The sequence below is a fragment of the Nibrella viscosa genome (genome assembly GCF_039541875.1).
In the GTDB taxonomy this organism is placed as follows: Bacteria; Bacteroidota; Bacteroidia; order Cytophagales; family Spirosomataceae; genus Nibrella; species Nibrella viscosa.
Map to the genome: position 1 here is coordinate 100,518 of NZ_BAABHB010000008.1, position 13,799 is coordinate 114,316.

Here is a 13,799-nt window from a genome sequence, read left to right on the forward strand (position 1 = left end):
GGTTACGGAATCGCCGATCACCTTAAGTTGTTAACTCTTTATCGTTTATAGTACTAGACCGAATGGAAATTTTAATAATGGCGGGACAGCTCATTCTGGGGCTCTCCATCCTGGTGGGACTGCATGAACTGGGGCACTTACTGGCCGCCAAAATGTTTGGTATGCGGGTTGAGCAGTATTTCATCGGATTCCCGCCAAAAGTATTCAGCATTAAACGGGGCGAAACAGAATACGGCATAGGGGCGGTACCCCTGGGCGGCTTTGTCAAAATCTCTGGTATGATCGATGAATCACTCGATACCGAACAGATGAAAGCCCCCCCAAAGTCCTGGGAGTTCCGTGCCAAACCGGCCTGGCAGCGGCTTATTGTCATGCTGGGTGGTATCATTGTCAATATCATCACTGGTATCATTGTTTTTGTGGCGCTGACCTACAAAAACGGCAACACCTACCTGGCCGCCGAGGATGCCAAATACGGCATTGTTGCTTATGACCTGGCCCGTGAGATTGGCTTACAGACCGGCGATAAAATTGTAAAAATCAACGGAAAACCCTTCCAGGATTTCAATGCTATCCGAAGCTCAGATGTATTTCTGGGCAACAACAGCTATTACACCGTTGAGCGGAATGGGCAATTGGTTGATGTGTATATTCCTAACAACTTCATTGAAAAACTCTCTGATAAGAAGAGCGTTGGCCAGTTTATTGAACCGATACAGCCGTTTAAGGTAGGGGAACTGGTGTCTGACCAGCCTGCGGCCCGGGCTGGTTTGCAGAAAGGCGATGTGATTACCAGTCTGAACGGTCGCCCAATCCGGTACTACCATGAGTTTCAGGACGCTGTTAAGCCGCTGAAAGGTAAACCCATCATTCTGGGCGTAGAGCGGAACGGGAATCCGATAACGCTGAATCTGGCGGTGACGCCAGAAGGTACCATTGGCTTTTATCCCGAATTTCTGCTGAAGTACACCACGCAGGAGTACACCTTTGGCGAAGCCGTAGTGGTGGGAACCCAGCGGGCGTTTCAGGTCGTATACGATAACGTCAAAGGCTTCGGCAAGATTTTCCGGGGCGATGTGTCGGCCTCCAAAGCCCTCAGCGGCCCTATTGGTATTGCACAGAACTTGTTTGGCGGGGTTTGGGTTTGGGAGCGGTTCTGGTTTGTGACCGGTCTGCTGTCTATGGCCCTGGCCTTTATGAACGCCCTGCCGATTCCGGCCCTGGACGGTGGCCACTCGGTGCTGTTGCTGTACGAAATTGTTTCCGGCCGAAAGCCGTCTGACCGCTTCCTGGAGGCCGCGCAGCGGGTAGGTATGGTGATCCTGCTGGGTCTGATGGCGTTTGCTATATTCAATGATGTGTTTAAAGCCGTATTCTGACGTTGAAGCGACAAAGAAACCTCACCTTATTGGTCGTATTGCTGGCTGGCTTCCTGAGTGGCAGCCGGCCGCTTTTGCTTCATGACTTTCATACAAGTCTGACCCAGATGCAGTATAATGCAAAGGATAAGACCTTTGAGATCAGTATCCGCATCTTTACCGATGATTTTGAAACAGCCCTCACCCAGGAAAACAATGGGCAAAAGGTCCGCCTGACCCCCAATGACAATAACGACCTGCTGGTTGAGAAATACATCCGGAAGCACTTTGCCGTAGTCACGCCCCAAAAGCAGCGGAAGCCGTTTCAATACCTCGGGCATGAGCCCGAGGGTGATGCCAACTGGGTGTATCTGGAGATGCTTTATCCTGAGCCCTTTAAAGGCGGCACCATTCAGTATGATGTTTTAATGGAGCTGTTTGGCGATCAGGTAAACCTGCTGAATTTACAGTACCAGGGCCAGAAAAAGACGCTGATGTTCCGGAAGAATCAACCGATGCAGGAAATTGCCCTCTAATAATAAAATTGTTTTAGAAAGCACAGCCAATTATTTACTTTGCAGGAGACAACGCTGCCTGGAATTGGTTTATGTAAAGCAAGTATCGGCACAGTGCTTGCTCTATATACGCTTCCTTACCTAACGCCTTTTTTGACCGAGACATTTTGCAGAAAGCTGCCGTTTTGGCAGGTACCCATATGAAGTTAACCAACGAATTAGCTACTCGACTCCTTTTGACTGACACTGATCTGGACGACCTGGTGGATGTGCGTCTGGGCGCTCCGGAAGATATAGATGATGATTATGAATTGCCGGCCGATCTGCCCATTCTGCCGGTACGTAATACCGTTTTATTTCCGGGCATGGTCATTCCGGTCACGGTTGGCCGTCAGAAGTCCATCCGGCTGGTGAAAAAGGCTTACAAAGGCAATCGGATCATCGGAGTGGTGGCGCAATTGAATCAGCAGAAGGATGAGCCGGGTACCGACGATCTGTATCGCCTGGGTACTGTGGCGTACATCATCAAAATGATCACGCTGCCCGATGGCAATATTACCATCATTATCCAGGGCAAAAAGCGCTTTGAAATTCAGCAGATTACCCAGGAAGATCCGTATCTGGCGGCATCTGTTAAACAAATCGATGACAATTTTCCCGGCGCGAATAAAAAGGAAGGGAAAGCCCTGCTGCAATCGGTAAAGGAGGCCGCGTATAAAATCCTCCGGCTGAACCCGGAAATCCCGCAGGAGGCTCGTATCGCGCTCGACAATATCGAGAGCCCTATGTTTTTACTGCACTTCCTGTCGTCTAACATCAACGCTGAGGTGCAGGACAAGCAGCGGCTGCTGGAAATGCCCGACGGGGCTCAGCAGGCCACCCTGCTCCTGGAGTATATGCTCCGGGAGGTACAACTGCTGGAACTGAAACGGGAGATTCAGACTAAAGCCAGCTCCGACATTGACCAGCAGCAGCGGGATTACTTCCTTCGTCAGCAGATCAAGGTGCTCCAGGACGAACTGGGCATGGACAGCCCCGACCGGGATCTGGAAGAAATCCGGATTCGGGCCGACCGTAAGCGGTGGTCGGCTGAGACGCGGTCGCATTTCGACAAAGAGCTTTCCAAACTACAGCGTATTAACCCCATGGCCCCGGAATACCCGGTGACGATGAACTATATCGAACTGATGGTTGATCTGCCGTGGAATGAATATACGAAGGATAACTTCGATCTGAAGCGGGCGCAGAAGATCCTGGACGCCGACCATTTCGGGCTGGAGAAGGTGAAGGAGCGGATTATCGAGTACCTGGCCGTTCTGAAAATGAAGAACGACATGAAGGCCCCGATCCTCTGCCTTTATGGTCCTCCGGGTGTGGGTAAAACATCGTTAGGTCGGTCTATTGCGAAGGCCCTGGGGCGGAAATACAGCCGGATGGCCCTCGGGGGGGTTCACGATGAAGCCGAAATTCGCGGTCACCGCAAAACCTATATCGGCGCTATGCCGGGTAAGATCGTGCAGAATATCCGGAAATGTGGCTCGTCTAATCCGGTGTTTATTCTGGATGAGATTGATAAGGTAAGCTCCGATTTTCGGGGCGATCCGTCGTCGGCCTTGCTGGAAGTGCTCGACCCGGAGCAGAATTCTACCTTTACCGACAATTACCTCGAAGTCGAGTATGATCTGTCGCGGGTGCTGTTTATTGCAACGGCCAACTCGCTTGATACCATTCACCCCGCTCTGCGCGATAGGATGGAGATTATTGACATTGCCGGTTATACCGTGGAGGAGAAGATCCAGATTGCCAAAAAATACCTGGTTCCGAAGCAGCGTAAAGATCACGGATTGAAGCCTAAAGATCTTTCCATCGATGATAAAGCGATTCAGCGGATTATCGAAGGCTATACTCGCGAATCGGGCGTGCGGAATCTGGAGCAGAAGATTGGGGCCCTGGTCCGGAAGGTAACCAAAGCCATTGCCCTGGAAGAAGAATACCCGCGTATGATCAAAGCGGCCGATGTGCAGAAAATGCTTGGTGCCGAGATTTTCGACAAAGACCTGTATTCTGACGACGATATTGCCGGTATGGTGACAGGTCTGGCCTGGACGCAGGTAGGCGGAGAGATCCTGATGATCGAGTCCAGCCTGAGCCGGGGCAAAGGGGTATTGACTCTCTCTGGTCAGTTAGGCGAGGTGATGAAAGAGTCGGCGATTACAGCCCTGTCGTACCTGAAAGCACACGCCGAGGAACTAAATATTGACTACCGCATCTTCAACTGTTACGACCTGCATGTGCATGTGCCGGCCGGCGCGGTTCCCAAAGATGGCCCGTCGGCGGGTATTACCATGTTGACGTCGATGGCCTCTATTTACACCCAGCGGAAGGTACGGCCATTTCTGGCCATGACGGGTGAGATTACCCTGCGTGGTAAGGTACTGCCGGTAGGGGGGATTAAGGAAAAAATTCTGGCGGCCAACCGGGCTGGGGTAAAAGAGATTATTCTGTGCAGCAAAAACCGGAAAGATGTAGAGGAGATCAACCTGACCTACATCAAAGATCTCTCGTTTCATTATGTCGACACTGTCGATCAGGTGCTGGAAATTGCCCTCTTGCCGCAACAGGTAAGCAAACCCATGCGCTTTGTCCTACCCGAAGAGCGGGAGCGTGAAGTAGAAAAGGCTACCTATTAATTAATAGAACGCGTTCTGTCACCGTTCCATTCATGCTTGAGTTCCAGCGCTTATCGGCCCTCTACCAAGAGATGCTCCTGGGTACGATTGTGCCTTTCTGGCTCCGGCATAGTGCGGATAGAACCTGCGGTGGTTTCTACAATGTGCTGACAGATGCCGGGGAGGTCGTTGATGCCGACAAAGCTATAACCGTGCAGGCGCAGCAGGCATGGGCGTTTGCCACCCTCTACAAACAGGTCGACGCCCAGGCCGCCTGGCTGGAACACGCCCGCCACGGTGCCGACTTTCTCGCCAACTACGCCCACGATCACAAGCTTAACTGCTACAGTATTGTCGACCGGCGCGGACGACCAGTAGCGCCGGCTACAGATGCGCTACCGGATTGTGCCGTTGCGCAGGCCTATGTCCGTATGTTTGCGGCCACAGGGAATGATGATTGGGCAATGCCGGCTAAGCAAACGCTTCAGAATCTGCTCCGACGCCGGCAGGCCATACGTACCGGCAGGGCGCAGGAAATTGGCGGTTTTCGGCAGTGGCAGCACCTGAGTGAACCCGTAGCGGTGCTGAAAACCTTGCTGGATACCAGAGAGCTGCTGAGCGAGGAGAGCTGGAAAGAAGCCATCGGCGAGGTGCTGCACGAGCTGTTGCACGAGTTTACTGATCGCCGTGCTGACCTGCTGCGCGAGTATGTGTTGCCGGAAGGATCGTTCTGCAATACCCCTCAGGGCCGGCAACTGAGCCCCGGCCTGACGTTTCAGGCGGCTGGTTATATGCTGGACCTGGCGCATCTGACCAACAACCGTAAGCTGTCGATGCAGGCCATAGCCTGGAGTTTGCGAATAGCTGAGTGGGCCTGGGATACGGCTGTGGGCGGTTTTGTGCAGTGGGTGGACATGAAAGACCAGCCTGTGCCGGAGCCGACGGTGAACCACCGCCTGGCCTGGGTTCACCTGGAAGCCCTGTCGACGTTCATTAAAGGCTATCTATACACCCATCACCCTGAATGCCCGAAGTGGTTCAGCCGGGTGCATGACTATACCTTCACCGGCTTTGCCGACCCTACCGGGAAGGGCTGGTACCCGGTAATTGATGCCAAAGGTCAGCCCGTGCTCCCTCTGAAAGCGACACCAACCGAGGGTTGCTACCACCAGATAAAATGTATGCACGAAGCATGGCAAACGCTGGAGCAGTGTGCCCTGTTGCAGCCGGCCGGGCGCTACTCCCGGACGTATCGGTAAGCCATCGGCCTAATAAAACCCTATCCTATTAGTCTGATGGCATAGCCGGTAAGCTGTATATTGCAGGACCAACCGGTTAGATGTTTCCCTATGACTACGCTCGAGAACGAATACCTCCGTATCGATATTCAATGGAAAGGAGCCGAACTGGCCTCCATCTATGACAAAACCACCGAAACCGAACACCTCTGGCAGGCCAATCCCGACATTTGGCCATGGCACGCGCCTAACCTGTTTCCGGTAGTTGGTGGTTGCCTCAACAACCAGCTTCTTGTAGCTGGCCAGCGCTACCCTATGGAGCGTCATGGCTTTGCCCGGCACTCGGATTTTGAGCTGGTAGATTCAACTGATAACCAGGCACGCTTCTCGTTACGTGCTTCTGAGGCTACGATGGCGGTATATCCGTACCGTTTTAATTTTGAGGTTATATACGATCTTGAAGATCGATTATTGAAGATTACTTACCGGGTTATCAATGAAGACGAGCAGCCGGTTTACTGCTCGGTAGGGGCTCATCCGGCGTTCAGTGTGCCATTTTACCCCGACGAACAGTACGAAGATTACTACCTGGAATTTGAGATTGACGAGCCGCTGGAGCGGCATATGTTATCAAAAAACGGGTTCTTTACCGGCGAAACAGAACCCATTGTGTTGCAAAACCGCCGGTTGCCGCTAACCAAATACCTGTTTGATCAGGATGCGCTGGTGTTCAAGAACCTGGCCAACCGGCAGGTAATCATCCGGAGCCGGAACCACGATCAGATTGTATCGGTCTCATTTCTGCCCTTCAATTACCTGGGCATTTGGGCCAAACCGGGTGGGTCGTTTGTGTGCCTTGAACCCTGGCTGGGTTGCGCCGATACCGAAGGCAAACCCGTTGATATCCGGGAGAAAGAAGCCATTCAGCGGGTGGAGCCGGGAGATCTGTTTGAAGCCGCTTTTATCGTTGGCATCAGTCCACAGGATGCCTTATAAACCCACCCCATTCCGTTGTTTGTTTAGTCCTAAAAACCGTACATTTAGCCCCCTTACCTAACTCGTTATTTTCATGAAGCCAGTACTCGTTCTGCTATTCTTATTCCCAATGCTTGCCCAGGTTCAGGCCCAACCCAAAGAAATCCTGTACATCGGTACCTATTCTACCCGTGGCAGCGAAGGCATATACGTCTATTCGTTTGACCGCCGGACGGGAGCCTTGGAGCGCCTTCAGGGCATCACCCAGGGCAAAAGTCCTTCGTTCCTGGCTGTGCATCCCTCCGGCCGGTTTCTGTACGCCGTCAACGAAGGCGATCAGCAGGGAGAGGGCAAGTCCGGTACCGTCAGCGCTTATCGCATTGATCCGGCTACCGGTAAGCTGACATACATTAATCAGCAGTCGTCGCATGGCGGAGCGCCCTGCCACATCAGCATCGACAATACCGGCAAACTGGCTTTTGTCTCCAACTACAGCGGAGGCAGCATTACCGTGCTACCTATAGCCGCCGACGGTTCGCTGGGTACCGAAACCGACCATGTGCAGCATACCGGGAGTGGAGCCAACAAAGCGCGGCAGGAGAAGCCGCATGTCCACTCCGCCATTCTTTCGCCCGACCAACGGTTTATTTATGTCTCCGACCTCGGTACCGATAAGGTGTATATCTACGAAGTTGACAAAGCCAAAGGCAAGCTCAAACCAGCTCAGACGCCGTTTGTTTCTGTTGCACCGGGTTCGGGGCCGCGCCATTTTACCATTCACCCCAATGGCCGGTACGCCTATCTGGTCGAGGAAATGATCTCGTCGGTAGCCTCCTTCTCGCGGAATAGCAAAACTGGTGCCCTGACGCTGATGCAGGATCAGGTAAAAGCCCTGACGGATGAGTTCGACCCCAAAAATTCGGGTGCCGACATTCATACCGATCCCCAGGGCCGTTACCTGTACATGTCAATCCGGGGGCGAAATCTGCTGGCGGGTTTCAGTATCGGCAACGACGGGAAAATCCAATTAATAGGTCAGCAGGATACCCAGGGGAAGACGCCCCGCAATTTTATGGTGGATAACAAGGGGCAATTTATCCTGGCAGCAAACCAGGATACCGACAACGTGGTTCTGTTTTCGCTGGATGCAAAAACCGGCAAACTGACACCCACCGGGACCAATATACAGGTACCTGCCCCCGTTTGTCTGAAGATGGTGACGCTTAAATAATTACTATAGCAAACAGGCAAAATAATAAAAGCACCAAACCAAATCCCGAATAGCTGGTTTAAAATAGTGCAGTAACAACAAAAAGACACCCTCGGGACCTGGGTTGTAACGAGGTATGGTTTAATGGATGAATGCACTATGATTATGGAAGGGAATGTTGCTTTTGTATTAGAACTACTGTTTATACTGTCATTTTTTTTGCTGTGCGTATGGTTGGCAGTACGGTCAGACAACGAAACGAACACGCAGCAGGTACTGGTTACAGCGCCCGTGCCGGCATCGTACTTCGAAGAAGTGAAGCAGCGGAATGTGTCGCTGCTGGAGAAGGGGTACTACCTGCTGAAGCAAAAAGGTCAAATGCCTGTCAGTTGGGTTCGCCGGCAAACCTTGATTCATATCAAGACATCGCGGGAACGGCAACTGGAGCGCATCGAGCAGGATTACCGAATGAATCGTATTTCGGAAGCGCAGTATCTGGAGCTGATGGATCAGATCCTGGATTTGCTGAATCTGGAAAAGGCAACGCAGGCCGAAGAAGTGCTGGATTAACCGAAGCAGGAAAAGGCCCATAGCGATAATGAGCTGCCTTCCGCCTTTTCCTGCTTCTTTACTCTGCAACCTTAACTCGCTTTTCCGTTACCATTCCAGCAAAACAGTCAGGGTTCTCCCTTGCAAGCGCTCCTTTGTCATAAAACGTATAGACTATGGCAGCGCTAAACCCTAACGAGTTGGCCCAGATGATGGCCAACGCCGAGCGAATAGAACAAAGCCGTGAAGAAGCCATCACGGTCGATGGCGAGTTTCACTACGACGACCGCCAGACAACTGAGCCACCGGCGTTTCACCACCCCGAAATGCAATGGCTCTACACCCACGAATTTGACATCCCCGAAGAGAAGTTACAGACGCTGCTCGCCTTGCCCCGCGTCACGTTAACCGACGACCTATCAAAGGTTATGCTGGATATCCTGTACCGGCTCAACTACTTCGGTGAGCAGGAGTGGGAGCCGCAGACTCACGCTTTCCCGCTTCATGCCCTGCTGCTGATGGCTGAGCTAAAGGCCGATGAATGCCTGCCTGCCGTCCTGGAAACGCTCCGGCAGGATACCGAATTCCAGGAATTCTGGTTTGCCGATTGGCTGGATAATACCTACGGCCGCTATATTCGGTCTATTGCCGACCGGCAGTTTACGGCCCTCGCCAATTTTCTGAAAGAACCCAATGTCAATACCTACGCCAAAGGTGTCGTGGCCAGTGCTTATTCGCAGTGGGCACAAGACCAGCCTGAGCGTCGGCAAATTGCCCTGGCCTGGTACAAAGAGGTCTTTGAGTACCTGATCCGCCACGCCGACAATCCGGAACTGCTGGACACCGACTTCATGGGTTTCCTGATTGCCGAAATTACCGATTTACAACTCCGTGAGTTACTGCCACTAGTGGCCGAAGCATTTGAGCAGGGACTGGTAACCGATATGATTGTGGGGACTTACGCAGACGTTGAGCAGAAGATTAATGGTCCGGAACCTGCCGACCAGCGTTTGCCGTGGCGATCACTCACGGAACAGTACGCCTATATGCACAATCCGCACGCTACTCAGGAAGCAGATCTTCCTGAACTGGGCGACCTTCCGGCGGTTATCCCGCCAACGCCCCGCCTGGTGGAGCCACCGCCTTTTTATGAATCGAACGAACCATACAGAGCGGAGCCTAAAATTGGGCGTAACGAGAAAGTATCGGTCCGTTACAGCGACGGAAAAGTAGTCCATGACGTAAAATACAAGAAGATCGAAGCCGACCTGAACGCGGGTAAGTGTACGCTGCTATAGCTGTTTAGTTTCTTGTCGACTCCTCCGGCGCAATGCCTTTAGCACTCGCAATGATGGTTTTTACAACATTCGCCAATTCGTTAGGGGGCGTTGTGTGGTCGAAGAAGTTGGACTCGTAGGCTTGTTTGTCTGTTTTTACGGTAACCTGCGCACTATAGGCCGCATCAACGGCGGAGCGCTCGATGCTGGTTTTGATGGCCGGCAGATTGGCCAGTTTAATAGACTGGAGATTTTCAAGAAGTTGTTTCCATTGCTGTGGCTGCGTCTTGCGGGTGTAGACCTTATCGTTAATGGTAACCTGCGTCTGCTGCTGAGTAATGGTAATTACTTTCTGGTAGCCTCGGGTTTGCTGAGACAATGTCACGGATTCAATGGTCTCAGACATGGGCTTATTGGAGCAGGCCGTCAATAAAAAAAGCAAAAGATAAAATTTCATAAAGAAAAGCCCTCCCATTTCCGGGAGGGCTATTTTAGGTTAAGGAGTCGTTACAAAGCTGCTTCTGGGACCACCCGAAGCGAAAACAGCTCTGGCCCGAGTCTTCTGCCCTTCTGTGAACATGTACATGCAGGCGTCATATGTGTAATCCATATAGTTCATCGTCATCATATTGTTACCACAACCTACCGTGGGGTAGCCCGGACACCGATAGTTAGGACCGCCGGCCAGCGGAGTATCCGCAACAAAATCATCAACCCCACAGCCACCGTCTCCCCAGATATGTCGTAGATTCAGCCAATGGCCTATTTCGTGTGTAGCGGTTCGGCCTTTATCATAGGGAGCTTCCAGGTAGAAATTATTACTTACCGCAGAACTCCCAAAATATTGTGGTCCAACAACCACTCCATCGGTAGCTAAACTACCACCCGGAAACTGGGCGTAGCCAAGAATACCTCCGCCGATATTGCAAACCCAGATGTTCAGGCTGGTTTCAGGATTTATAGGGTCAGAGCCACCCCGCTTAGTGCTTTTTACGGCATCGTTGGTACCCCATTGGGTTTTGGTAGAACTCTTTCGGATTGTACGTGCCAGGACAAATTGAATGTTGAAATTGGCTACACGCGAAGCAAACTCGGCGGGTGTTTGGCTGGCATCACTGTTCAGTTTCTGGAAATCAGCATTCAAAACAGCAATCTGCGACTGAATCTGGGCATCGGAAATGTCCTCCTCCGGCTTATTTACATTGGAAACAACATGTACGTAGACAGGAATGGTAATAGTGGCAGTTGTTGAGACGGGTCCGCCACCTCCGCCACCAGGTTTCGAATTGCCCTTTTGGGCGGCAAACCGTTGGGTATGCTCTTCGATCTCCTGCATCTTCCGGAGCAGACCGGGGTTCTCTTTCACTTTTTCTTCCCATACTTTCATGGTGGCGCAGCGATCTTCTTCTGAAGCTACACGGGCATTGTGATCCGATAAGCTGCCGCCAGGTTCCTGAAGGGTAGGTTCAAAACAGGAAGAGACAGCGTACGCTATAAATCCGGCAACAAGGGGTAATGTGATTTTTTTCATGTCGTGATGAGGTTAAGAAAAATACTATACTGGTTGCGGTAATAACAAAACTAAAAAAAACCGTTATTAACGCTATAGTGCTATGGGCCAAATTGTTATCTTACTATTAAATGGTAACCTGCTTAGGCTGGTTTTTTCGTTTCTTTAACCCGGATGCGCCGTCGGTTCAGTCTGAACAGGCCGGTGCGGGTTTCGTCCGGCGTTTCATCGCCCAGCAGCATACCCCAGGGTTTAAGCCCTTCTACCCGGTCGAAGATAACTTTCATGATGGCTATGGCCGGAATCGACAGAAACATACCGGCTACCCCCGCAAGTGCTCCGCCAATCAGCACGCCTACAATCGATGCTAAGGCATTAACGCGCACCTTAGAGGCTACAATGAGTGGCACTAGTAGGTTATTGTCGATCAGCTGCACAACAAGAAAAACTCCTAAAACGCCCAGTAGCGTCCCTACGTCCTGGTGGTTGATCAGCGTAACAGCTACGGCCATACAGGTGGCTACAAGGCCGCCAATGTACGGAATCAGGTTCAGAATGGCCGCTACTACGCTTAGCAGGATGGCGTACTCGATACCCAGCAGCAGCAACCCGACCGCGTTGAGGGCCGCTACGCCCGCGGTCTCGATCAGCAGCCCAACCATATAGCTTTGAATAATTCCCTTGACCTGCCCCAGCACCTCGCGGACCCGTTTGTAGTGCTGCTTGGCAAATAAGGCAACCAGCACGTTAAGCAGCATAGTCCGGTAATACAGCAGCAGAAACACGTAAAAAGGCATCAGCAGCAGCGTGCCAAGTGGTCCGGTGATTAATCCTAGGGTCTCTGTTCCCTGCAAACTTTCCATCGTTTGGGCCTGGGCCTTTTTCAGGTATTGCTCCTGCCGGCTGTAGGTAACGTTGTACTCCTGACGAACCCAGCGCCGAACATTTCGGTACACATTATTAAAGCTTTGTTTCAGGCGAGGCAGATCGTCCGTAAAATCGGCAAGCTGGACCGATAGCAAAAAGGTTACGCCGGCCACTACGGTAATGGCCAGCATAACGGCCAGGATAATGGCTATGATTTTGTGCATGCCCAGACGAATAAACCAGTTCTCGACCGGCCGCAGCAGCACCGCCAGCAGGCCCGATAAGGCTAAAGGCACCAGAATATCCTGCCCAAAATAAATGCCGGCGATTATAAGCGCCAGGGAAAGCAGCGAGTGCGACAAACGATGGTAAAAGGGTTTGGGAGCATCTGAAAGCATAGGTATGGTGTCTCTGATAAATATACCGCAAAATATAGCGGATTTGTGGGAATGTACGTGAGTGGGGGAAAATACCTATTCAGGAGGAAGGGAATACCGTAGGAGAGGAGGGAGGGAATAGGCGATTGTAGGAGGGGATTGGTCGGGATTTAGCGGGATTGGTCGGCTTATAGCCGGGCTTCGGTCAGATAAACTGGCAAGGCCTTTTGGGGCAGCGTAGCTTTGTTCGGTTGTATAATCAACCACACCATTTTTTTGAAAAGCTTATGAAAACGCTGCTTTTATCTCTCCTTAGCCTGATGGTTGCTGTTGCCTCCTACGCGCAGCAGGTTCCTGAAGAAACGTTCTATTTTACCACGTCTGATAGCACCCGCCTGTATGTCCGGATGGTGGGGCAGGGCGAGCCTTGCCTGTTTCTGCACGGTGGACCCGGGTCTACCAGCCATTACTTTGAGGCTTCCGGTGGGCACAAGGTCGAGGAGTTTATGCGCATGATCTATATCGACCTGCGGGGCAGTGGCCGCTCGGGCAGTGCGCCTTCCGGCAACTACGCCATAGCCCGGTTGGAGCAGGATCTGGAAGAACTGCGGCAGCACCTCGGGCTGGCTCAATGGTCCGTAATGGGTCATTCCTTTGCCGGTCTGCTGATGACCAACTATGCAGCACACCATCAGGCCTATATTCGCTCATTAATTTATGTAAATACTACCCTTGACCTGACCCGCTCGGCTGAAAGCTGGGTGGACTTTGGTCTTCAGGAACTGAAAATTGCCGATGCCACGCCGTACAAAGATCCATCCGTGCCGGTGATGGAGCGGATGGGGCGCATTAGTGAGCAGCTTCAAGCCCATAAGGTCTGGTACAAGCTAATGTTCAAAACGCCGGAGGCCAAAGCCCTGAGCGATTCGATCAGCTTTAACGCGATCAGGAACTTCAACGGGGAATATGGTATGAAAGTCTGGGGCAATGCTGAGTACATGCAGGATATGACACCCCTGACCGCACACATCTCCGTGCCGGTGCTGGTCATTGCCGGTGCTCAGGACTATGCCGTAGGGCCTGCGCACTACAGAGTCTTCCGCTTTCCTAAAGCGCGGCTGGTTATGTACGACGGCGGTCACGCGCCGTACCAGGAAAGCCCGGAATGGTTTGTTGACAAGGTCCGGAAGTTTATCAACCGGCAGCCGGTGGGTGTGTCTCTTTTATGAGATAAGCTGGGAATTGCAACCCAAA

At 52.0% G+C, this 13,799-nt stretch carries 12 protein-coding genes; 9 read left to right on the plus strand and 3 right to left on the minus strand.

The genetic code is table 11. From position 1 onward, the window contains the following. Positions 1 to 62 precede the first annotated feature (62 nt). From rseP to ABD931_RS18755, 8 genes are all read left to right on the plus strand, one after another. Entirely contained in the window at positions 63 to 1,379 is a 1,317-nt protein-coding gene (gene rseP, locus ABD931_RS18720) for an RIP metalloprotease RseP (protein WP_345269412.1), read from the plus strand. A gap of 2 nt (positions 1,380 to 1,381) precedes the next feature. Next, positions 1,382 to 1,894, plus strand: coding sequence for a DUF6702 family protein (locus ABD931_RS18725; RefSeq protein WP_345269413.1), 513 nt, complete (start codon positions 1,382 to 1,384; stop codon positions 1,892 to 1,894). A gap of 179 nt (positions 1,895 to 2,073) precedes the next feature. Continuing rightward, complete coding sequence (gene lon / locus ABD931_RS18730; protein ID WP_345269414.1) at positions 2,074 to 4,563, plus strand: endopeptidase La; 2,490 nt, start codon at positions 2,074 to 2,076, stop codon at positions 4,561 to 4,563. 32 nt (positions 4,564 to 4,595) lie between these two features. Continuing rightward, positions 4,596 to 5,801, plus strand: a complete 1,206-nt coding sequence (locus ABD931_RS18735) for an AGE family epimerase/isomerase (RefSeq protein ID WP_345269415.1) — start codon at positions 4,596 to 4,598, stop codon at positions 5,799 to 5,801. Positions 5,802 to 5,891: 90 nt separating this feature from the next. Continuing rightward, on the plus strand, positions 5,892 to 6,776 hold the full coding sequence (locus ABD931_RS18740; RefSeq protein ID WP_345269416.1) for an aldose 1-epimerase family protein: 885 nt from the start codon (positions 5,892 to 5,894) through the stop codon (positions 6,774 to 6,776). Positions 6,777 to 6,885: 109 nt separating this feature from the next. Then, positions 6,886 to 7,986 carry a lactonase family protein gene (locus ABD931_RS18745; protein WP_345269418.1) on the plus strand — a complete coding sequence of 367 codons (1,101 nt, stop codon included), beginning with the start codon at positions 6,886 to 6,888 and terminating at the stop codon, positions 7,984 to 7,986. Between the two features lie 213 nt (positions 7,987 to 8,199). Then, positions 8,200 to 8,535, plus strand: a complete 336-nt coding sequence (locus tag ABD931_RS18750) for a hypothetical protein (RefSeq protein ID WP_345269419.1) — start codon at positions 8,200 to 8,202, stop codon at positions 8,533 to 8,535. Positions 8,536 to 8,690: 155 nt separating this feature from the next. Beyond that, positions 8,691 to 9,812: a DUF1186 domain-containing protein gene (locus tag ABD931_RS18755; protein ID WP_345269420.1), complete on the plus strand. Its 1,122-nt coding sequence runs from the start codon at positions 8,691 to 8,693 to the stop codon at positions 9,810 to 9,812. A 4-nt stretch (positions 9,813 to 9,816) separates the two neighbouring features. Here ABD931_RS18755 and ABD931_RS18760 read toward each other — a convergent pair whose 3' ends face one another. From ABD931_RS18760 to ABD931_RS18770, 3 genes are all read right to left on the minus strand, one after another. Further along, a complete protein-coding gene (locus tag ABD931_RS18760) occupies positions 9,817 to 10,197 on the minus strand; it encodes a hypothetical protein (RefSeq protein WP_345269421.1) in 381 nt (126 codons plus the stop codon). A 90-nt stretch (positions 10,198 to 10,287) separates the two neighbouring features. Beyond that, positions 10,288 to 11,322, minus strand: coding sequence for a zinc metalloprotease (locus ABD931_RS18765; protein WP_345269422.1), 1,035 nt, complete (start codon positions 11,320 to 11,322; stop codon positions 10,288 to 10,290). 122 nt (positions 11,323 to 11,444) lie between these two features. Then, positions 11,445 to 12,566, minus strand: a complete 1,122-nt coding sequence (locus ABD931_RS18770; protein ID WP_345269424.1) for an AI-2E family transporter — start codon at positions 12,564 to 12,566, stop codon at positions 11,445 to 11,447. 266 nt (positions 12,567 to 12,832) lie between these two features. On the opposite strand from ABD931_RS18770, the gene ABD931_RS18775 reads away from it, so the two are divergent. After that, positions 12,833 to 13,774, plus strand: a complete 942-nt coding sequence (locus ABD931_RS18775) for an alpha/beta fold hydrolase (protein ID WP_345269425.1) — start codon at positions 12,833 to 12,835, stop codon at positions 13,772 to 13,774. The last annotated feature ends 25 nt before the right edge of the window (positions 13,775 to 13,799 follow it).